22 protein-coding genes, 1 tRNA gene and 1 pseudogene are annotated in these 20451 nt (G+C 70.1%); 16 read left to right on the top strand and 8 right to left on the bottom strand.

Annotated elements, in window-relative coordinates:
• Positions 1–83: 83 nt before the first annotated feature.
• Both BCL76_RS29815 and BCL76_RS29810 read left to right on the top strand, forming a co-directional pair.
• Positions 84–1553 (top strand): RDD family protein, encoded by a 1470-nt coding sequence (locus tag BCL76_RS29815; RefSeq protein ID WP_109782456.1) that lies wholly within the window; start codon positions 84–86, stop codon positions 1551–1553.
• Positions 1554–1640: 87 nt separating this feature from the next.
• Positions 1641–2375: an RDD family protein gene (locus BCL76_RS29810; protein ID WP_109782455.1), complete on the top strand. Its 735-nt coding sequence runs from the start codon at positions 1641–1643 to the stop codon at positions 2373–2375.
• Between the two features lie 69 nt (positions 2376–2444).
• Here the strand turns inward: BCL76_RS29810 and BCL76_RS29805 are convergent, their stop codons facing one another.
• On the bottom strand, positions 2445–2759 hold the full coding sequence (locus BCL76_RS29805; RefSeq protein ID WP_109782454.1) for a hypothetical protein: 315 nt from the start codon (positions 2757–2759) through the stop codon (positions 2445–2447).
• A gap of 473 nt (positions 2760–3232) precedes the next feature.
• Between BCL76_RS29805 and BCL76_RS29800 the strand changes: the two genes are divergently transcribed.
• Together BCL76_RS29800 and BCL76_RS29795 are read left to right on the top strand one after the other, a co-directional pair.
• A complete protein-coding gene (locus tag BCL76_RS29800) occupies positions 3233–5587 on the top strand; it encodes an immune inhibitor A domain-containing protein (protein ID WP_109782453.1) in 2355 nt (784 codons plus the stop codon).
• Between the two features lie 112 nt (positions 5588–5699).
• Positions 5700–6002 carry a hypothetical protein gene (locus BCL76_RS29795; RefSeq protein ID WP_033226620.1) on the top strand — a complete coding sequence of 101 codons (303 nt, stop codon included), beginning with the start codon at positions 5700–5702 and terminating at the stop codon, positions 6000–6002.
• A gap of 56 nt (positions 6003–6058) precedes the next feature.
• Here BCL76_RS29795 and BCL76_RS29790 read toward each other — a convergent pair whose 3' ends face one another.
• Both BCL76_RS29790 and BCL76_RS29785 read right to left on the bottom strand, forming a co-directional pair.
• The gene (locus tag BCL76_RS29790; protein WP_109782452.1) at positions 6059–6661 is read right to left on the bottom strand and encodes a nicotinamidase; all 603 of its coding nucleotides are present in this window, start codon (positions 6659–6661) and stop codon (positions 6059–6061) included.
• Positions 6662–6848: 187 nt separating this feature from the next.
• Positions 6849–8177, bottom strand: coding sequence for a nicotinate phosphoribosyltransferase (locus BCL76_RS29785; protein WP_109782451.1), 1329 nt, complete (start codon positions 8175–8177; stop codon positions 6849–6851).
• A 143-nt stretch (positions 8178–8320) separates the two neighbouring features.
• On the opposite strand from BCL76_RS29785, the gene clpS reads away from it, so the two are divergent.
• The 7 genes from clpS to BCL76_RS29755 all read left to right on the top strand — a co-directional run bounded on the left by clpS (position 8321) and on the right by BCL76_RS29755 (position 13063).
• Positions 8321–8635 (top strand): ATP-dependent Clp protease adapter ClpS, encoded by a 315-nt coding sequence (gene clpS, locus BCL76_RS29780; protein ID WP_030010601.1) that lies wholly within the window; start codon positions 8321–8323, stop codon positions 8633–8635.
• Positions 8635–9237, top strand: a complete 603-nt coding sequence (locus BCL76_RS29775; RefSeq protein WP_109782450.1) for a DUF2017 domain-containing protein — start codon at positions 8635–8637, stop codon at positions 9235–9237. Before clpS ends, BCL76_RS29775 begins: the two co-directional genes overlap by 1 nt.
• Before the next feature lie 318 nt (positions 9238–9555).
• Entirely contained in the window at positions 9556–10995 is a 1440-nt protein-coding gene (locus BCL76_RS29770) for an amino acid permease (protein WP_030724304.1), read from the top strand.
• A 132-nt stretch (positions 10996–11127) separates the two neighbouring features.
• Positions 11128–11550, top strand: a complete 423-nt coding sequence (locus BCL76_RS29765) for a Mov34/MPN/PAD-1 family protein (protein ID WP_030769606.1) — start codon at positions 11128–11130, stop codon at positions 11548–11550.
• Between the two features lie 77 nt (positions 11551–11627).
• A complete protein-coding gene (locus BCL76_RS40540) occupies positions 11628–11735 on the top strand; it encodes a putative leader peptide (protein WP_314252769.1) in 108 nt (35 codons plus the stop codon).
• A gap of 99 nt (positions 11736–11834) precedes the next feature.
• Positions 11835–12113, top strand: coding sequence for a MoaD/ThiS family protein (locus tag BCL76_RS29760; protein WP_109782449.1), 279 nt, complete (start codon positions 11835–11837; stop codon positions 12111–12113).
• Positions 12113–13063 (top strand): PLP-dependent cysteine synthase family protein, encoded by a 951-nt coding sequence (locus BCL76_RS29755; protein WP_109782448.1) that lies wholly within the window; start codon positions 12113–12115, stop codon positions 13061–13063. Before BCL76_RS29760 ends, BCL76_RS29755 begins: the two co-directional genes overlap by 1 nt.
• A gap of 167 nt (positions 13064–13230) precedes the next feature.
• Here BCL76_RS29755 and BCL76_RS29750 read toward each other — a convergent pair whose 3' ends face one another.
• Complete coding sequence (locus BCL76_RS29750) at positions 13231–13593, bottom strand: DUF488 domain-containing protein (RefSeq protein ID WP_258309967.1); 363 nt, start codon at positions 13591–13593, stop codon at positions 13231–13233.
• A complete protein-coding gene (locus BCL76_RS29745; RefSeq protein WP_109782447.1) occupies positions 13590–14009 on the bottom strand; it encodes a hypothetical protein in 420 nt (139 codons plus the stop codon). Before BCL76_RS29745 ends, BCL76_RS29750 begins: the two co-directional genes overlap by 4 nt.
• A gap of 195 nt (positions 14010–14204) precedes the next feature.
• Between BCL76_RS29745 and BCL76_RS29740 the strand changes: the two genes are divergently transcribed.
• On the top strand, positions 14205–14957 hold the full coding sequence (locus BCL76_RS29740; RefSeq protein ID WP_109782446.1) for an MBL fold metallo-hydrolase: 753 nt from the start codon (positions 14205–14207) through the stop codon (positions 14955–14957).
• A gap of 74 nt (positions 14958–15031) precedes the next feature.
• On the opposite strand, the gene BCL76_RS29735 is transcribed toward BCL76_RS29740, so the two are convergent.
• Both BCL76_RS29735 and BCL76_RS29730 read right to left on the bottom strand, forming a co-directional pair.
• On the bottom strand, positions 15032–16306 hold the full coding sequence (locus tag BCL76_RS29735) for a PTS transporter subunit EIIC (protein ID WP_109782445.1): 1275 nt from the start codon (positions 16304–16306) through the stop codon (positions 15032–15034).
• A gap of 267 nt (positions 16307–16573) precedes the next feature.
• The gene (locus tag BCL76_RS29730) at positions 16574–17875 is read right to left on the bottom strand and encodes a PTS transporter subunit EIIC (protein WP_109782444.1); all 1302 of its coding nucleotides are present in this window, start codon (positions 17873–17875) and stop codon (positions 16574–16576) included.
• 219 nt (positions 17876–18094) lie between these two features.
• Between BCL76_RS29730 and BCL76_RS29725 the strand changes: the two are divergent.
• The 4 genes and pseudogenes from BCL76_RS29725 to rdgB form a co-directional block, all read left to right on the top strand.
• Positions 18095–18337: pseudogene (locus BCL76_RS29725) on the top strand (glucose PTS transporter subunit EIIB); the annotation flags it as partial.
• 91 nt (positions 18338–18428) lie between these two features.
• Positions 18429–19154 carry a ribonuclease PH gene (gene rph, locus BCL76_RS29720; protein WP_109782443.1) on the top strand — a complete coding sequence of 242 codons (726 nt, stop codon included), beginning with the start codon at positions 18429–18431 and terminating at the stop codon, positions 19152–19154.
• Between the two features lie 105 nt (positions 19155–19259).
• Positions 19260–19640 (top strand): hypothetical protein, encoded by a 381-nt coding sequence (locus BCL76_RS29715; RefSeq protein ID WP_030769578.1) that lies wholly within the window; start codon positions 19260–19262, stop codon positions 19638–19640.
• 34 nt (positions 19641–19674) lie between these two features.
• Entirely contained in the window at positions 19675–20289 is a 615-nt protein-coding gene (rdgB, locus tag BCL76_RS29710) for an RdgB/HAM1 family non-canonical purine NTP pyrophosphatase (protein WP_030769575.1), read from the top strand.
• A 51-nt stretch (positions 20290–20340) separates the two neighbouring features.
• On the opposite strand, the gene BCL76_RS29705 is transcribed toward rdgB, so the two are convergent.
• Positions 20341–20427 (bottom strand) — tRNA-Leu (locus tag BCL76_RS29705).
• Positions 20428–20451: the final 24 nt, after the last annotated feature.

The following is a 20451-nucleotide window of genomic DNA, read 5'->3' as shown; positions in this document are numbered from 1 at the left end:
CCCGTTACCGGACCTGTCGGGGGGCGGTTCTTGGCTATGGTCCTCCCTTGCACAAGCCTCAAGCCACGATCGGAGTTGGGGACATGACGGCCTCCCCTGGTGACGGCGAGCACGCGGCCCGCGAGGGCTACTACCCGGATCCGTCCATCCCGGGGTACATCCGCTACTGGAACGGAGCGGCCTGGGTTCCCGGTACGAGCCGCCCTGCCCCGCAGCAGGCACCTGTCGCACAGGCCGCCCCCGCTCCCGCGCCGGTCGCCGCACCCGCCGCACCCGTCGTCTGCGGCGGGCACGCCGTACGCCCGGACGAGACGGGACCGGTGTTCCTCGACGAGACCTCCATGACCGAGGCGCTGCCGGAACCCGTTCCCGCCCCCGCGCACGTGGCCGTCGCCGAGCCCGTCGCCGAACCCGCGGTGTGGCAGGCCGATCCCGTGCACCAGGCCGGCTTCGGCGGGCCCCGCGACCACCGGGTGTCATGGGGCAGCACGCCGGATCCGGCACCTGCCGCGCAGACCGCCCCGCGGCCCGAACCGGAACCCGAACCGGAACCCGAATCGGAACCGTCACCGCGGTCGGCGGGCATCTCCCTGGCCCGCACGGCCGCCGCCGCGGCGGCTCCCGCGGCCGCCCCGACGAGACTCCCCGAGCAGGCGTCCGCGGGCATCCTGTCGGTGCGTTCCCCGGCCGCCCAGGCCCCGGCCTGGCCCGACGCCCCCGGAGCCGGCGGTCCCGGCGGGTCCGGGCTCACCTCCTCCTGGCCCGAGGCGGTCGCTCCCGCTCCGGCCCCGGCGCCCACACCCGCCCCGGCTCCCGCTCCCGCGCCGTCCCGGCCGCGTCCCGCCGCCCCCGAGGCCCCGGCCGCCGACCGGCCCGAGGTCTGGGCGCCGCGCCCCGCCGGCGTGCGCCCGAGGATCGCCGCACGGCCCGAGGCACCCGCCCCGGCGGAGGCCCGGCCGGAGCCCCGGCCCCAGCCGCAGAGCCGGGAGCCCCACCGGGCCGACGAGGTCCGCCCGGACGGCTCCGGCTCCCGCCCCGCGGGAGCCCGTACGCCCCGGGAGGTGTTCGAGCGGATGGCCGAGCGGGCCGTGCGCCCCGCCGGACTGCCGCGCCGGGCCATGGCCCGGGCCCTGGACTCGCTCGTCCACGCGGCCGTCGCGGTGGCCGTGGCCCGTCCCCTCCTGCCCGAGGCCACCGCCCACGTCGAGGCCAAGGTGGACGCCGCCCGGGCGAGCGGCCGCACCACCACCGTCTGGCTCCTCGACGGGACCATCGCCGGCCAACTGGCGCTGGTCCTCGGCGCCGTCCTGCTCTTCGGGATCCTCTACGAGGTGCTGCCCACGGCCCGTTGGGGCCGCACCCCGGGCAAGAAGCTGCTCGGCGTCCGGGTCCTGGCCACCGCCACCCTGCGCCCGCCCACCTTCGGCGCGGCCCTGCGCCGCTGGCTGGTGTACGCCTTCCTCGGCCTTCCCGGCAGCCTCTGGTGCCTCGTGGACCGCCCGCGCCGCCAGGCCTGGCACGACAAGGCGGCCCGGACGTACGTGGCTCGCTGAGCGCGGCCGGCGGGCCCGCCCGCGCACCTGCCCCCGAATGGACGCGGTCCCGTTGCGAGGGTGTCGGAGTCGGGTTCGACTCGGGCCATGAGTACCGACCAGCCGCCGGGCCAGCCGCCCGAGGACGACCCGTTCCTCAAGAAGCCCCAGGAACCGACGCCTCCGTCGGGCGGTTCGCCGTACGGCTCGCCGCCCCCCGGCAGTGGCGGTCCGCCCCCGCCCGGAGGCCCCCCGCCCGGAGGCCCGGGCGGCGGGGGATACCCGCCCCCGCCGCCCCCGTACGGCGGCGGGGACCCGTACGGCGGGAGCGGCGGCTACGGCATGCCCGATCCGCTCGCCGGCATGCCCCCGCTCGCCGACTTCGGCAAGCGACTCCTCGCGCGCATCATCGACGTGGTGATCGTCGCCATCCCGCTGGCCCTCATCCAGCTGGCCTTCGGCACGAACCGCTACGAGTACAACACCGACCAGGGCGAGGACATCAGCGAGGTCTTCAGCAAGACCTACAGCGGCAGCGGCCTGATCATGACCCTGATCTCGATCGTCGCGTACGTCGGCTACGACTGGTGGTTCACCAAGAAGAACGGCCAGACGGTCGGCAAGCGGGCGATGAAGCTGCGCGTCGCGATGCTCAACGACGGCAGCGTGCCGCAGTCCAACGCCGCCCTGTCGCGCGCCGCCGTGCTCTGGCTGCCGACCCTGATCTGCTGCGCCTGCCTGTGGCCGATCGCGCTGGTCGTCTCGATCCTGGTCGACAAGCCGTACAAGCAGGGCCTGCACGACAAGGTCGCCAAGACCGTGGTGGTCCAGGCCACCGGCTAGGCATGACGCATCGCGGCGCGGGCGGCCTCCCTCAGGGGAGGCCGCCCGCGCCGCGTTCGGCGTCGATCGTCAGTGATGTACGGGGTGTTCGGCCGTTGCCGTCCGGGGCTCGGGCACCCGGGCGTCCCCTGTAGCGCCCTCCTGGGCCGCAGCGGCCCCGGCGGCCCCGCCGGCCCGGGAGGCACCCGTACGCGCCGCGTGGCGGCCGCGGCGCCGCGGGAGGGGCACGGTGAGCGCGACGAGCAGACCCAGGGCGAGCGCGGCGGCGGAGATGACCGCGACTCCGAGCCCGGTGCTCGTCTGCGAGAGCAGCAGCATGGCGATCGTCGACACGACGACCGTGGCGGACCCGTACGCGAGCTGTGCGGCAGTCGGACGCGGCATGGCGATATCCGTCCTCGGTGAGGGGAGGGGGAGTCGGCTCGACCAGTTCGCGCGCCAAGTGACTCTATGACGGGAGATGCCCGAGTCGGACCGCCGGTAAGCGTGACCTAACACACGGTGCCGGAGCACAGGGGGCGCACGGGATCATTTTCCGGGCGACGGCAGGGGGAGAAAGGGGGACGGGACGGACCGTCGGCGGGGTCGGGAAGGGCCCTTCGCCCCGTATGGAAGTGGAACGTCCGGATAGCGGAACTCCCTGACCGCATAGTGCAGTTGTAAGGGTCAAGTCAAGGTCTGTCTTTTCTCGCTTCCCTCCGGTCAAATGTCGTCACTTGAGACGCGCGCCGCGCGGAACCCCCCGCTCCTATGGAGAAGTTCCGACCAACGTTGCGGCCGCGGGAGGGGAACGACATCAAGTGACCAGCAATTCCGCCAGACGGCGTGCGATACGCGCTGCCGCTGTCACCGTGACCATGGCCGCTTGTGCGACAAGCGCCACCTTCTTCACCGTTACCGCGGCCCAGGCCGAGGGCAAGGCCCAGGCCGCCCCGGCGGCCGACCGGCAGGACCCGACGTCGCCCTCGAAGGTCGTCGAGCACGACCTCAAGGGCCCGTTCAGCGACCAGCAGGCCAAGCAGCGCGCGGCCGCCCTGGACCAGGTGCTGACCGGCAAGAAGGGCGTCGAGCAGCGCGGCGCCTCCAAGGTCGTCAAGCTCGACGACAAGAAGTACGTCGAGCTCGGCCGTGAGAAGACCGACAAGATCTTCACGATCCTCGTCGAGTTCGGCGACCAGGTCGACAACACGACCATGTACGACCCGGACGGTCCGGGCCCCAAGCCCGAGGCCCCCAAGTACGGCGGTACCCCCGGTCCGCTGCACAACACGATCGCCCAGCCGGACCGCGCCAAGGACAACAGCACCGCCTGGCGCAAGGACTTCAGCCGTGAGTACTTCCAGGACCTGTACTTCGCGACGGGTCAGGGCAAGGAGTCGCTGAAGACCTACTACGAGAAGACCTCCTCGGGCCGTTACTCGGTCGAGGGCGAGGTCGCCGACTGGGTCAAGGTCCCGTACAACGAGGGCCGTTACGGCTCCAACTACTGCGGCCAGACCAACTGCTCCAACGTGTGGGACACCGTCAAGGACGGCGTCACCGCGTGGTCGGAGGCCCAGAAGAAGGCCGGCAAGACCGACGCGCAGATCAAGGCGCAGCTGGCCCAGTACGACCAGTGGGACCGCTACGACTTCGACAACGACGGCAACTTCAACGAGCCCGACGGCTACATCGACCACTTCCAGATCGTCCACGCGGGCGAGGACGAGTCGGCCGGTGGCGGCGTTCAGGGCACGACCGCGCTGTGGGCGCACCGCTGGTACGCCTACGGCACCGCGGCGGGCAAGACCGGCCCGGACAACAACAAGGCCGGTGGTACCCAGATCGGCAACACCGGTATCTGGGTCGGCGACTACACGATGCAGCCCGAGAACGGCGGCCTCGGTGTCTTCGCGCACGAGTACGGTCACGACCTCGGTCTGCCCGACCTCTACGACACCACCGGTGGCGGCGACAACAGCGTCGGCTTCTGGTCGCTGATGTCGGCCGGTTCCTGGCTCGGCAAGGGCAAGGACTCCATCGGCGACACCCCGGGCGACATGACCGCCTGGGACAAGCTCCAGCTGGGCTGGCTGAACTACGACACGGCCAAGGCCGCGACGAAGTCCACCCACAAGCTGGGCGTGTCGGCGTTCAACACCAAGGACAAGCAGGCGCTGGTCGTCGAGCTGCCGAAGAAGCAGGTCAAGACCGAGGTCGTCAAGCCGGCCGAGGGCTCCACCCAGTGGTGGAGCAACATGGGTGACGACCTCAAGAACACCCTGACCCGCTCGGTCGACCTGACCGGCAAGAAGTCCGCCGCCCTGTCCCTCAAGGGCTGGTGGGACATCGAGGCCGACTACGACTACCTCTACACCGAGGTGTCCACGGACGGCGGCGCCACCTGGACCGCGCTGGCCGGCACCGCCGACGGCACGGCCCTCCCGGCCGACGCCTCCGGCAGCCCGTCGCTCACCGGTGTCTCGGGTGCCTGGAAGTCGCTGAACTTCCCGCTCGACGCCTACGCGGGCAAGAAGGTCGACCTCCGCTTCCGCTACCAGACGGACGGCGGCGCGGGCGGCAAGGGCTTCGCGGCCGACGCCATCTCGCTGACGGCCGACGGCTCCGCGCTGTTCACCGACGGCGCCGAGAACGGCGACAACGGCTGGACCGGCAAGGGCTTCTCGCGCATCGGCGCCGACTTCTCCAAGGAGTACGCGCAGCGTTACATCGCGGAGAACCGTCGCTACGTGTCGTCCGACGCCACCCTCAAGGTGGGGCCGTACAACTTCGGCTTCGGCAACACCAAGCCGGACTGGGTCGAGCACTACCCGTACCAGGACGGTCTGCTCATCTGGCAGTGGGACACCAGCCAGAAGGACAACAACACCAGCGTCCACCCGGGCCAGGGTCTGATCCTCCCGATCGACGCCAACGCCAAGCCCATGAAGTGGGCGGACGGCACGCTGCTCCGCAACAAGATCCAGCCGTACGACGCCACCTTCAGCGCGTACTCCACGGATGCCTTCACCCTGCACAAGAACGGCGAGGAGCTCTTCCTCAAGCCGAAGCCCGCGAACCTGGTCTTCGACGACCACAAGGGCAAGTACTACTACGACGAGAACCCGACCGGATCGGTGAAGGTCACTGACACCAACACCAAGATCAAGATCCTGAAGGAGACCTACGACGGTGAGGTCATGACCATCGAGGTCGGCCCCTCCTCGAAGTAACTCGTTAAAACCGCAGGTCAGAGCATGATCGGCCGTCGCCCTCTAGCGGGCGGCGGCCGTTCGCGTTTAGATGCCCGGTACGAGTTTCTTATTGACGGGGGAGATGACAGCGATGCCAGGCGGCGGTTTCGTGAGATTGCCGGGCGGCAGTGTGGTGGTAGCACTCACACTGCCGAGGCCGTCCGGAGAAGGTGGAAATGTCCGCGTGCTGGTGCACGCCGCGAACCGGGCCCGCGCCCTGACCAGGCTGCGGAACCTCGGGATGCGAGCGGTGTACCTGCGGGGCAACGCGCACCCGCCGACCCCGGACGAGGTCACGGCCGTCCTGCACCATCCGGACGGCCTGCTGTGGCGCGGCGCACCGGACCGCGCCCAGGAGCTCTGGCACCCCATCCGGGCCCTGCTGGGCACGTAGCGGCGCGCACGGCGCCGAGGGGGCGCCCGGAAGCGCGCAGCAGCGCCCAGGGGTGCCTAGGGCGCCTCGTCGGCCCGACCGCCGACCAACTTCACACCGGCCGTACGGAGCTCGTCCAGGGCCCGTGCGGTCGTGTGCGGGGCCACGGCGGCGGTCAGGTCCAGCAGGACCCGGGTGCCGAAGCCGGCGCGGGATGCGTCGAGGGCGGTGGCCTTCACGCAGTGATCGGTGGCGATCCCGACCACGTCCACCTCGGTGACGTGCCGGTCCCGCAGCCACTGGCCGAGCGTGGTCCCGTTCTCGTCGGCGCCCTCGAAGCCGCTGTACGCGGCCTCGTACGCGCCCTTGTCGAAGACGGCGGAGACGGCTCCCGAGGCCACCGCGGGGGCGAAGTTCGGGTGGAAGCCCACGCCCTCCGTCCCGGCGACGCAGTGGACGGGCCAGGAGGTCTCGTAGTCCGGCTCGGCCGGCGGGTGCGCGAAGTGCGACCCGGGGTCGACGTGGTGGTCGCGGGTGGCGACGACGTGCCGGTACGCGGGCGTGGCCTGGCCGATGTACTCGGTGACGGCGGCGGCGACGTCGGCTCCGCCGGTGACCGCGAGGCTGCCGCCCTCGCAGAAGTCGTTCTGTACGTCGACGACGATCAGTGCGCGGTGCATTTCGCGTGCCCTTCGGCTCGATGGTGTGCTGCGGCGGGCCCTGCGGGGGGCTCTTCCCCCACCCCGCCCCTTCCCGAAACTGCGGCTCCGCCCCGGTGTTCCAGCCCCGCCGGCGATGGAGGCGGGGGGGCTGGGGGGCGGACCCCCCGCCACGGCGCCGCACGGGTCGTCCAGGACCAGGCCCGGTCTAGATGTACTCCGTAGGAATCACGGCCTCGCCGCGCGAGAGCTGGGTCGCCGACAGGGGCAGGCTCGCACGCACCGCGCGGTGGCGGTCCCGGGCGGCCTCCAGCGGCTCGCGGGCCACCACCTCGCCGGCCTTGACCAGCTGGGTCAGGAGCTGGTCGTCGGCCAGGGCCGCCGGCACCGGGCCCACGCCGATGACCTCCGCCTCCGCGATCCCCTCCGCGTCCCGCCGCCGCGCCGCCCACTTGCGGCCGCCGATGGAGGTCTTGCCGCCCGAGGACTTCTTGGCCACCGGGGCCAGCGCCGCCTTCGGGTCCGCCGACGTGGCCCGCGCCACCAGCTTGTAGACCATCGAGCACGTCGGGTGCCCGCTGCCGGTCACCAGCTGGGTGCCCACGCCGTACGCGTCGACCGGGGCCGCCGCCAGCGAGGCGATGGCGTACTCGTCGAGGTCCGAGGTGACCACGATCTTCGTCGAGGTCGCGCCCAGCTCGTCGAGCTGCTGCCGCACCCGGTGGGCCACCAGCAGCAGGTCCCCGGAGTCGATCCGGACGGCGCCCAGCTCCGGTCCGGCGATGTCCACCGCCGTGCGGACCGCCTCGGCCACGTCGTAGGTGTCCACCAGCAAGGTGGTGCCCCGCCCCAGCGAGTCGACCTGCGCCGTGAAGGCGTCCCGCTCGCTGTCGTGGACCAGGGTGAAGGCGTGCGCGCTCGTGCCGACCGTCGGGATGCCGTACCGGAATCCGGCCGCCAGGTCCGAGGTCGAGGTGAAGCCGCCCACGTAGGCGGCCCGCGAGGCGGCGACGGCCGCCAGCTCGTGCGTGCGCCGGGCGCCCATCTCGATCAGCGGGCGTCCGCCCGCCGCCGAGGACATCCGGGAGGCGGCCGCGGCGATCGCCGAGTCGTGGTTGAGGATCGACAGGATCACGGTCTCCAGCAGCACGCACTCGGCGAAGCTGCCCTCCACCCGAAGGACGGGGGAGCCGGGGAAGTAGACCTCCCCCTCCTGGTATCCCCAGATGTCGCCGGAGAAGCGGTACGAGGCCAGCCAGTCCAGCGTCCGCATGTCGACGACGGCCCGCTCGCGCAGGAATTCGAGCACGGCGCCGTCGAAGCGGAAGTTCTCCACCGCGTCCAGTACCCGCCCGGTCCCGGCGATCACTCCGTAGCGGCGGCCCTCGGGCAGCCGGCGGGTGAACACCTCGAAGACCGAACGTCGGTCGGCGGTGCCGTTGGCCAGGGCGGCCTGCAACATCGTGAGCTCGTAGTGATCCGTGAAGAGCGCTGTCGACGGCACGTCCACCGGCAGGCCCAGGTCCGCAGGGTTCATGGCTGGGATGCTAGCGCACATTTCGTCAAAGTGACGAGATGTAGGTGGTGATCGTGGGATCCGCCCGTCGCGGGGTAGGGGAGCGGTCCGTTCCGGGGGCCGTCCGGCCCCTGTTTGGGCGGCGGCGCAGTCGAGGTGGCAGCATGGGACGAGTGAGTGTTGCTCCTGTTGAGATCGAACGCACCGAATCCGCCGAAGAGACCTTCGCCGTCCCCGAACCCGACGTCCCCTGGGTGACCCTGGTGCACAACGACCCGGTCAACCTCATGAGCTACGTGGCGTACGTGTTCCAGGCGTATTTCGGCTACTCGAAGGACGTGGCACACAAGTTGATGCTCGACGTCCACCACAAGGGGCGGGCGGTCGTGTCGAGCGGCACCCGCGAGGAAATGGAGCGCGACGTGCAGGCCATGCACGGCTACGGCCTGTGGGCGACCCTCTCGCAGGACCGCAACTGATGGGCGGCGCCTTCGAGTCCCTGAAGGGCGGCGGCGCCGCCATCGCGCTCGACGAGATCGAGATCTCGATCCTGCGCTCCCTGGCCGTCCAACTGCTGGAGTTGATCGGCCCCGGTGCGCCGGAGCCCGCCGAGGACGCCGACCCGCTCGCCGCGCTGTTCGCCGAGGGCCCCTCAGAGCCCCCGTCCGACCCGGCGCTCGCCCGGCTCTTCCCCGACGCCTACGGGGCCCCCGACGGGGCCGGTGACAAGGGGGTGGACCCCGAGGAGCTCACGGCCCGCTCCGCGGAGTTCCGCCGCTTCACCGAGAACGACCTGCGCGCCCGCAAGCGCGAGGACGCGCTCGCGGTCGTACGCAGCCTGGACGGGCTCACCACGGCCGGCGACGGGGCGGCGGTGCTGGAGCTGTCCGGCGAGTTGCCGCTGCGCTGGCTCGGCGCGCTCAACGACCTGCGCCTGACCATCGCGGCCCGGCTCGACATCACCGAGGACGACGAGAGCGCCGTGCTGTTCCGGCTGCCGGACGAGGACCCGCGCAAGCCGATGGTCATGGCCTACCTCTGGCTCGGCGGTCTCCAGGAAACCTTGATCGAAACCCTCTGAGGATCCTCAAAAGGGAACACCGTTCGCTCAGCGGACGCTCAAATCCGGATAACGATCAGATCACCGCCATGCGGTGATCTGATCCATTTCTGGGTCTTTGGGGTGAATTTTTGATGCCCTGCGCCACATTTCTCCCCCTCGGGCAGCCGTAAGGCCGTGATAAATCTTCACGACTGCCGAAGGGACGCCACCCATGTCCCCCGGCTGGCTTGGCCCGGCTGATCGCCGGCGTGCAACTCCATCCGTATCCGGGGGGATCGAGGACCCGATCCGTCGCCAACGAAGGCGCGGGTCGGCGTGGAGAAAGGCGCACCAGACATGACCTCTGTGCAGGTCGAGCAGCACGACAAGACGCCCGGCGAGGGCGGTTCGGGCGAAGGCGGCGAGGGTTACCACCGCACGCTCGGCGCCCGTCAGATCCAGATGATCGCGATCGGCGGAGCCATCGGCACCGGCCTGTTCCTCGGAGCGGGCAAGGCCATCTCCAAGGCCGGACCCAGCCTGATCCTGGCGTACGCCATCGCGGGCCTGGTCATCTTCTTCATCATGCGGGCCCTGGGCGAGCTGCTCATGTACCGGCCCGTCTCCGGTTCCTTCTCGGACTACGCCCGCGAGTTCCTGGGCCCGTTCTGGGGATACGTCACGGGCTGGACGTACTGGCTGTTCTGGGTGGTCACCGGCATCACCGAGGTCACCGCCGCCGCGCAGTACATGTCGTACTGGACCCACGACAGCTTCCCGCAGTGGGCTTACGCGCTGATCTTCACGGTCATCCTCTACGCCGCCAACCTGATCTCCGTGAAGCTCTTCGGTGAGCTGGAGTTCTGGTTCTCCATGGTCAAGGTCACCGCCATCGTCGGCATGATCCTGATCTGCGCCGGCATCCTCACCATCGGCTTCTCCGACGCGGCCGACACCGCCACCGTCTCCAACCTGTGGAACGACGGCGGCTTCTTCCCCAAGGGCATCGGCGGCACGCTGATGACCCTGCAGATCGTGATGTTCGCCTTCCTCGCGGTCGAGCTGGTCGGCGTCACCGCCGGCGAGTCCAAGGACCCCGAGAAGACCCTGCCCAAGGCCATCAACACCGTGCCGTGGCGCATCGCCGTCTTCTACGTCGGCGCGCTGATCATGATCCTGTCGGTCGTCCCGTGGACGCACTTCCAGCCGGGCGTCTCGCCCTTCGTCGCCGCCTTCGAGCGCATGGGCCTCGGCATCGGCGCCGCGATCGTCAACTTCGTCGTGCTGACCGCCGCGCTCTCCTCCTGCAACTCGGGCATGTACTCCACCGGCCGCATGCTGCGCGACCTCGCGATCAACGGCCAGGGCCCGAAGGTCTTCACCAAGCTCACCAAGAGCGGCACCCCGCTGGTGGGCACCACCTTCTCCGCCGCGCTGATGCTGGTGGGCGTCTGGATCAACTACGTCGCCCCGGGCAAGGCCTTCGACTACGTCGTCTCCTTCGCCACCATCTCCGGCATGTGGGCCTGGATCATGATCCTGGTCTGCCAGATCCGCTACCGGGCCAAGTCCGACCGCGGCGAGCTGCCGCAGTCCGCGTTCCGCGCCCCCGGCGCCCCCTACACGAGCTGGTTCGCGCTGCTCTTCATCGGCATGGTCATCGTGATGATGGGCGCCGACAAGGACTCCCGCGTCTCGCTGTACTGCGCCCCGCTGTGGGGTCTGATCCTGGGTGTCTCCTACCTGGTCATGAAGTCCCGCGACCCGCGCGGCGCGGCCTTCACCAAGGCCTCGTAGCACCCGGTCGCCGCGAGTCCCGGCCGCCTGCCGCGGCCGGGAACCGCGCTCCCACGGACCTTGTGTCCACCATGCGGGCCCTTGCGTACCACTCCTCGGTACGGAAGGGCCCGTCTGCTTATCCTGTCGCTCATGCTGACCCTCACCCAGGCCCTGTACGACCGGATCGTCGAGCACGCCCGCCAGGACCACCCCGACGAGGCGTGCGGTGTCGTGGCCGGCCCGGCGGGCACCGACCGCCCCGAGCGGTTCGTCCCCATGCTCAACGCGGCCCGCTCGCCCACGTTCTACGAGTTCGACTCGAAGGATCTGCTGAAGCTCTACCGCGAGCTGGACGACCGCGACGAGGAGCCGGTGATCGTCTACCACTCGCACACCGCGACCGAGGCGTACCCCTCGCGCACGGACGTCACGTACGCGAACGAGCCCCACGCGCACTACGTCCTCGTCTCGACGGCGGACAAGGACGGCCTCGGGGAGTTCCAGTTCCGCTCGTACCGGATCGTCGACGGAGTGATCACCGAGGAAGAAGTGCAGGTCGTCGAGGCCTACTGACCAGTATGTGAGCGACGAAGGTCCACCATGCGGGATCACACTCCAAACGGGGGACCGGGAATCGTTAACATGACCGCATGGTTTCCCACGACGTGAGCATCGAGACGCCCGGCAGGCTGCTGCTCGTGGCGCGGCTGCACGTCGACCTGTGCCGCCTCGCCAGCGCCATCTGTCCTGCGCTCTGAGTACCGGAGCCCTTCCGGAGCCCTTCCGCGGAGGGCCGACGAACCGCGCGCCGCACCCTTCCACGCTTTTCACGCACTCCCCGACGACTGGAGACAGCCATGGCCATCGAGGTCCGCATCCCCACCATCCTCCGCACCTACACCGAAGGCGAGAAGGCCGTCTCCGGTGAGGGCGCGACCCTCGCCGACCTCTTCGCCGACCTGGAGACGCGTCACAAGGGCATCCAGGAGCGCATCGTCGACGGCGGCCAGCTGCGCCGCTTCGTCAACGTCTATCTCAACGACGAGGACGTCCGCTTCCTCGAGGGCATCTCCACCGCCCTCAAGGACGGCGACAGCGTCACCATCCTCCCGGCCGTGGCCGGCGGATCGAAGTAATGCGCTACGACTCCCCGCTGGCCGCGGTCGGCAACACGCCGCTGGTCCGGCTGCCCCGGTTGTCGCCCTCGGACGACGTCCGCATCTGGGCGAAGCTGGAGGACCGCAACCCGACCGGCTCGATCAAGGACCGCCCCGCGCTCCACATGGTCGAGCAGGCCGAGAAGGACGGCCGGCTGACCCCCGGCTGCACCATCCTGGAGCCCACCTCGGGCAACACCGGAATCTCGCTGGCGATGGCGGCCAAGCTCAAGGGCTACCGCATCGTGTGCGTGATGCCGGAGAACACCAGCCAGGAGCGGCGTGACCTGCTGGCCATGTGGGGAGCCGAGATCATCTCGTCGCCGGCCGCCGGCGGCTCGAACACCGCGGTCCGGGTGGCCAAGGAACTGGCCGCGGAGCACCCCGACTGGGTGATGCTCTACCAGTACGGCAACCCGGACAACGCGGGCGCGCACTACGCCACCACGGGCCCGGAGATCCTCGCGGACCTCCCCTCCATCACCCACTTCGTGGCGGGCCTGGGCACGACCGGCACCCTCATGGGCGTCGGCCGCTACCTGCGCGAGAACGTGGCCGGCATCAAGATCGTCGCGGCCGAGCCGCGCTACGACGACCTGGTCTACGGGCTGCGCAACCTGGACGAGGGCTTCGTCCCGGAGCTCTACGACGCCTCCGTGCTCACCACGCGCTTCTCGGTGGGCTCGGCGGACGCGGTGACGCGGACGCGGGAGCTGCTGCAGCAGGAGGGGATCTTCGCGGGCGTCTCCACCGGAGCCGCCCTGCACGCGGCGATCGGCGTCGGCCGCAAGGCGGTGGCCGCGGGCGAATCGGCCGACATCGTCTTCGTCGTGGCCGACGGCGGCTGGAAGTACCTCTCGACCGGCGTCTACACGGCCGCGACCACCGAGGAAGCCATCGAGGTCCTCCAGGGCCAACTCTGGGCGTAGCCCCTGCGGCGCCGCTGTCGGGGGCTCCGCCCCCGAACCCCCGCGCCTCAATCGCCGGCGAGGCTGAAAATCAGCCTCGCCGGCGATTGAGGCGCGGGTCCGGGCAGAGCCCGGGAAACGGCGAAAGGGCGGGGCGGGGAGAAGCTCCGCGCAGCGGCACCGCAGCGCTAGCCGGACAGCAGCTCCGCGAGCACGGCCGCGTGGCTGGAGGCCGGGTCCTTGACCGCGGTCAGCAGCGTGAGGGGACCCGCCGCCGCCAGGCCCCGCAGGCGGGCCAGCTCCGCCACCGCCCCCGGCTCCGCCAGCTCCGCCTCGTACCGCTCCCGGAACTCCTGCACCGACCCCCCGTCGTGGAACCACTTCCGCAGCTCCGTCGACGGCGTCACCCCCTTCGGCCACTCGTCCACCGCGGCCACCGCCTTCGCCAGGCCCCGCGGCCAGAGCCGGTCCACGAGGACCCGTACCCCGTCCGCCCCCGGCTCCGGCGGGTCGTACACCCGCCGCAGGCGGATCACCGGTTCCCGCTTCACCGCGCGCCTCCCAGACCCTTGATCTCGTCCCACACCGCGGGGTCCAGCATCCCCAGCCGGGTCCGGAACTCCCACAGCGACACCTCCGCCGGCCGGTCCGCCTCCAGGAAGCTCGCCCGGCCCTGCGCCCCGACCGTCCCCGGGGGCAGCGGGATCACCCCGGCCCGCCGGTCGTCGTACTTCCCGGTGATCCACGCGACCCGCGCCCGGTGCCCCCGTACCGACCCCACCGCGAGGACCAGGCACGTACGGCCGTCGGCCAGGCACCACAGCTCGCCCGCCCGCGGCTGCGGCGGCGGACCGGCCCCGTGCGCCGCCGGGGCCCGGCGCGGCAGCCCGAAGCGGCCCCCGGCGACCAGCACCAGCAGCGCCACGGCCACCACCGCGGCCACCGCGGGCCACCAGGACGTGTCCATGCTTCGACCTTAGCCGCGCGGGAACGCCCCGGCATGGCAACGCCCGTGCCCACCGTCGCTCCCCCGGGTGACAGCGCAGGTGATTCCCCCCACAACGGCCTGCCGCGGAGGAGCGACCGGACGTTTCGCGCCTTACGCTCGACGCACGCACGGCCCGCATTCCGTCCACGGACCGTCCTCGGAGGTTCACGCTCCATGAAGCTCACCGTCGTCGGCTGTTCGGGGTCGTTCCCCTCCGCGGAATCGGCCTGTTCGAGCTACCTCGTCGAGGCCGACGGCTTCCGGCTGCTCCTCGACATGGGCAACGGCGCCCTCGGCGAGCTGCAGCGTCACATCGGCCTCTACGACCTCGACGCGATCTTCCTGAGCCACCTGCACGCCGATCACTGCATCGACATGTGCGCGTACTTCGTCGCCCGCTACTACCGGCACGAGGGCGGCCGCTGCGGCACCATCCCCGTCTACGGGCCCGAGGGCACCGAGCGCCGGCTGACCACCGCCTACGACGACGTCCCCGACGAGCGCTCGATGAGCGAGGTCTTCGACTTCCGCACGCTGAAGTCCGGCACCTTCGAGATCGGCCCGCTGCAGATCCGCACCGAGCGGGTCTCCCACCCGGTCGAGGCGTACGGCATCCGCATCGAGCACGGCGGCCGCTCGATCACGTACTCCGGGGACACCGGCACCTGCCCCGAGGTGGGCCTGCTCGCCGACGGCGCCGACCTCTTCCTGTGCGAGTCCTCCTTCACGCACGGCAAGGAGGACATCCCGGGTCTGCACCTGAACGGCCGGCAGGCGGGCGAGTACGCGGCCGGCGGCCGCGTGGGCCGGCTCGTCCTCACGCACATCCCGCCGTGGACCGACCCCGAGCAGAATCTCGCCGACGCCCGCGCGGTCTACGACGGCCCGGTCGACCTGGCGTACTCGGGCGCGGTCTACGAGGTCTGAACCCCGGTCACGACGAACGAGAAGCCCCCGCCCTCCCTTCCGGGAGAACGGGGGCTTCCTCGGTCCTGCGGGGCCTACTTGGCCTCCGCCTTGGCCATCTCGGCCAGCTCCTCGTCGGACTCGCGGCCCGGCGTCGGGAGGTTGAACTTGACGATCGCGAAGCGGAACCCGAAGTAGTAGACCGCTCCGAAGACCAGACCGATCGGAATGATCATCCATGGGTTGGTCGCCTTGCTCCAGCCGAGGCCGAGGTCGATCAGACCCGCGGAGAAGGTGAAGCCCGCGTGCACCCCGAGGGCCCAGGTGATCGCCATGGAGAGGGCGGTCAGGACGGCGTGGATCGCGTACAGCACCGGCGCGATGAACATGAACGAGAACTCGATGGGCTCGGTGACACCCGTGACGAACGAGGTGAGGGCGAGCGAGACCATCATGCCGGTGACGGCCTTGCGGCGCTCCGGGCGAGCGGTGTGGGCGATGGCCAGAGCAGCGGCCGGGAGGCCGAACATCATGATCGGGAAGAAGCCCGTCATGAACAGACCGGCCTCCGGGTCACCGGCGAAGAAGCGGTTCAGGTCACCGTGGACGACCTCACCGGCGGCGTTGGTGAAGTCACCGATCTGGAACCAGGCGACGGTGTTGACGAACTGGTGCATGCCGATCGGGATCAGCGCGCGGTTGATGACACCGAAGATGCCGGCGCCCGCGGCGCCCAGCCCGGTCATCCACTCACCGAAGTTGGAGATGACCTCGCCGATCGGCTCCCAGACCACACCGAAGAACACACCGGCGAGGACACCGACGAAGGCCATGATGATCGGGACGAGCCGGCGGCCGTTGAAGAAGCCGAGCCAGTCCACGAGCTTGGTGCGGTGGAAGCGCTGCCACAGGACGGCGGCGAGCAGACCCATGATGATGCCGCCGAGGACGCCCGGGTTGTTGTACGTCGCGGCGACGTCGACACCCTTGTTCTCGGTGGTGTTGATGACGGCCTCGGTCACCGGGAAGGCGGTGAGGACGTTCTTGTAGACCAGGAAACCGACGAGCGCGGCGAGCGCCGTGGAGCCGTCCGACTTCTTGGCGAAGCCGATGGCGACGCCGATGCAGAAGAGCAGCGGCAGGTTGGAGAAGACGGCGTCACCGGCGGTGGCGAACACCGTGGCGACCTTGCCCCAGCCGAGACCGTCCGCGCCGAAGACGTCGGGCTGACCGAGACGCAGCAGGATGCCGGCGGCGGGCAGGACGGCGATGGGCAGCTGGAGGCTGCGGCCGACCTTCTGCAGACCCTGGATCAGGCCGGATCCCCGCTTCTTCGCGGGCGGCGCAGCGGCGTCAGTAGCCGTACTCATAACTTCCTCCGGGGGGAGCAAGGCGCCGCCAAGGGGTGCAACCACGAAGGACGGCGACGTCTCAGAAAGGGGGACACGCCGCCGGGGGAAGCGGTCGTGGTCTACACCAATTCATGGTGTAGACCAGTTGTAACACGGTGAGGGTTAGATAAGGAACCTTCGATTTCCTGTGGCCTGGATCACATGTCGCGCGGCATGCCGAAGGGCCTCCGGATCGTGATCCGGAGGCCCTTGACGGACCGTGCGGTAACCCTGTCGGGGCCGCGCTCAGGCCTTGGTCGTCTCCGACTCCATCGCCGCGATCTCCTCGTCCGACTCCCGCCCCGGCGTCGCGAGGTCGAACTTCGTGATCGCGAAACGGAACACCACGTAATAGACGAGCGCGAAGCACAGGCCGATCGGAATGATCAGCCACGGCTTCGTCGCCAGGTTCCAGTTGATGACGTAGTCGATCAGGCCCGCCGAGAAGCTGAAGCCGTCGTGGACGCCCAGCCCCCACGTCACCGCCATCGACACGCCCGTCAGCACCGCGTGCACCGCGTACAGCACCGGCGCCACGAAGAGGAAGGAGTACTCCAGCGGCTCCGTGATCCCGGTGACGAACGAGGTCAGGGCCACCGACAGCATCAGACCGCCGACCTCCTTGCGCCGCCGCGGCTTCGCGCAGTGCGTGATCGCCAGCGCCGCCGCCGGTAGCGCGAACATCATGATCGGGAAGAAGCCGGACAGGAACAGACCGGCGTTCGGGTCACCGTGCAGGAACATGTTGATGTCGCCGTGGTACGTCTTCCCGTCCGGCGCCGTGTACGACCCGAACTGGAACCAGATCGGCACGTTCAGGAACTGGTGCAGTCCGATCACCAACAGCGCGCGGTTCGCGATGCCGAAGATGCCCGCACCCCAGGCGCCCAACCCGCGCAGCCAGTCGGAGAAGGTCTCCAGCGCGTCCCCGACCGGCGGCCAGACCCACAGGCAGAGCGCGGCGAAGGCGATCGCGACGAACGACATGATGATCGGGACCAGCCGCCGACCGTTGAAGAAGCCGAGCCAGTCCACCAGCTTCACCCGGTGGTACCGCTGCCAGAAGAAGGCCGCCAGCAGCCCCATGACGATGCCGCCGAAGACCCCCGGGTTCTGGTACGTGTACGCCACGAAGGTGTCGTTCGGCCCCAGACAGCCGCCCCCGATGTCCTTGGTCCCGACCGGACAGGCCTTCTGGAACGCGTGCAGCACCCCCCGGTAGACGAGGAACCCCGCCGTGGCCGCCAGCGCCGTCGAACCGTCCGCCTTCTTCGCCATCCCGATCGCGACGCCGATGCAGAAGAGGAGAGGAAGGCCCAGATCGGGATCGAGCAACGCCCCGCCCGCGCCCGCCATCACCTTGGCGACGTCCGTCCACTGCAGACCCTCCGCGCCGAACACGTCCGGCTGCCCGAGCCGCAGCAGGATCCCCGCCGCGGGCAGGACGGCGATCGGCAGCTGAAGGCTCCGGCCCATCTTCTGCAGCGCCTGGAACAGACTGCTCCGCCAACTCGGCTGTGGCACCGCTGTGGAGCTGCTCACGCTCATCGGCGTCCTCCCTGACCCGGCCCGTTTTGGCTGCCGCAACACTTACGGCACACTGGTGTAGACCAGTTGTGGGCAGGTTGCTGCTGATCGTCATCATTCGGCAGAGGCCGGTCATGTGCCTGCATAGATGGGCCAACCGTGCGTTACCGTGACGAAGCGGACCACGCAGGTGGGTAGCCACACACTGGCCGCCGAGACTCGTTCTTCGAAACACTCAGGGAGAAACACATGGCCACCAAGGCTGAGAAGATCGTCGCCGGGCTCGGCGGCATCGAGAACATCGAAGAGGTCGAGGGCTGCATCACCCGCCTGCGCACCGAAGTCATCAACCCGGACCTCGTCGACGAAGCCGCACTCAAGGCCGCCGGCGCCCACGGCGTCGTCAAGATGGGCACCGCGATCCAGGTCGTCATCGGCACCGACGCCGACCCGATCGCCGCCGACATCGAAGACATGATGTGACCCGGACCCGCTAGCCAGGTCCCGGCGGACCCCGTCCCGGAAGCCCTGGACGGGGTCTTCGCGTACCTCCGTACCGACTAGGCTCGCCACCATGTCTCGCATCGACGGCCGTACGCCCGAACAGCTCCGCCCGGTCACCATCGAACGCGGATGGAGCAAGCACGCCGAGGGCTCCGTCCTCGTCTCCTTCGGAGACACCAAGGTCTTCTGCACCGCCTCCTTCACCGAAGGCGTCCCGCGCTGGCGCAAGGGCAGCGGCGAAGGCTGGGTCACCTCCGAATACTCGATGCTGCCCCGCTCCACCAACACCCGCGGCGACCGCGAATCCGTCCGCGGCAAGATCGGCGGCCGCACCCACGAGATCTCCCGCCTGATCGGCCGCTCGCTGCGCGCCGTCATCGACTACAAGGCCCTCGGCGAGAACACCATCGTCCTGGACTGCGACGTCCTCCAGGCCGACGGCGGCACCCGCACCGCCGCCATCACCGGCGCCTACGTCGCCCTCGCCGACGCCGTCGCCTGGGGCCAGAAGAAGAAGTTCGTCAAGGCCGGCCGCAAGCCCCTCACCGGCACCGTCGCCGCCGTCAGCGTCGGCATCGTCGACGGCGTCCCGCTCCTCGACCTCTGCTACGAGGAGGACGTCCGCGCCGAGACCGACATGAACGTCGTCTGCACCGGCGACGGCCGCTTCGTCGAGGTCCAGGGCACCGCCGAGGGCGAGCCCTTCGACCGCAAGGAACTGAACGCCCTCCTCGACCTCGCGGCCGGCGGCTGCGCGGACCTCGAAGCCATCCAGCTCGGCGCGCTCGAACTCTAGCCGGCAACCGCCGGGCCCGACCCGGCGTCCAGGAAGATACGGGCGCACGGTTTCGCCACCGTGCGCCCGTCCTCGTAGCGTCCAAGCCCTCAGGGGGAGAACCGCATGAAGCTCCGCATAGCGGCCGTAGCCGTGGCCGCCGTACTCACCGTCCCGGCCCTGTCCGCCTGCGACGCGATCTCCACGGCCATGGACTGCGCGAACACCGCCGTGGCCATCACGGACGGCGCCAACGACCTCCAGCAGGCCGTCTCCCAAGCGGGCAACAGCCCCCAGGACGCCCAGAACGCGCTCAACCAGATCGAGACGAACCTGAAGAAGGTCGGCGACCAGACCGACAACGCCGACCTGAGCAAGGCCATCGACTCGATGAACACGGCCGTCAAGAACGTCCGCGCCTCCATCGAGAGCGGCAACAACGCCCCGGACATCCAGCCGGTCGCGGACGCGGCGAGCGAGCTGTCCAAGGTCTGCACCCCGGGCTGATCCGCCCTGATCCGCCCCCCGGGATAATGGGGGCATGACCTCGACGCCCAGCCGCCTCATCCTGGCCACCCGCAACGCGGGCAAAGTCACCGAACTCCGCGCGATCCTGTCCGACGCCGGCCTGCCGCACGAGCTGGTCGGCGCGGACGCGTACCCCGAGATCCCGGACGTCAAGGAGACCGGCGTCACCTTCGCCGAGAACGCCCTCCTCAAGGCCCACGCCCTGGCCCGCGCCACCGGCCTGCCGGCCGTCGCCGACGACTCCGGCCTCTGCGTGGACGTCCTGCACGGCGCCCCCGGCATCTTCTCGGCCCGCTGGGCCGGTGCGCACGGCGACGACAAGGCCAACCTGGACCTGCTGCTGGCCCAGCTCGGCGACATCGCCGACGAGAACCGCGGGGCCCACTTCGCGTGCGCGGCGGCCCTGGCCCTGCCGGACGGCACCGAACGCGTCGTGGAGGGCCGCCTCCTGGGCACCCTGCGCCACACCCCGTCCGGCACGGGCGGCTTCGGCTACGACCCGATCCTCCAGCCGCAGGGCGAGACCCGCACGTGCGCGGAACTGACGGCGGCGGAGAAGAACGCCATCTCCCACCGAGGCCAGGCCTTCCGAGCCCTGGTCCCCTTCGTCCGAGCCCTCCTGGGCTGACGCCGGGCGAAAAAATACCTGCGAATCGAAGTTTCGATTCGCAGGTATTTTTGGTGCGGCGGAAGGGATTCGAACCCTCAAGCCGTTTCACGGGCCACAGATCCTAAGTCTGCTGCGTCGCCGTTGCGCCACCGCCGCTAGCCGCTTGCCATGATAGCGGCA

The organism is Streptomyces sp. CG 926 (assembly GCF_003148825.1).
In the GTDB taxonomy this organism is placed as follows: domain Bacteria; phylum Actinomycetota; class Actinomycetes; order Streptomycetales; family Streptomycetaceae; genus Streptomyces.
Note: the sequence above shows the minus strand (reverse complement) of the source record. Positions and strands in the feature narration are given on the sequence as shown.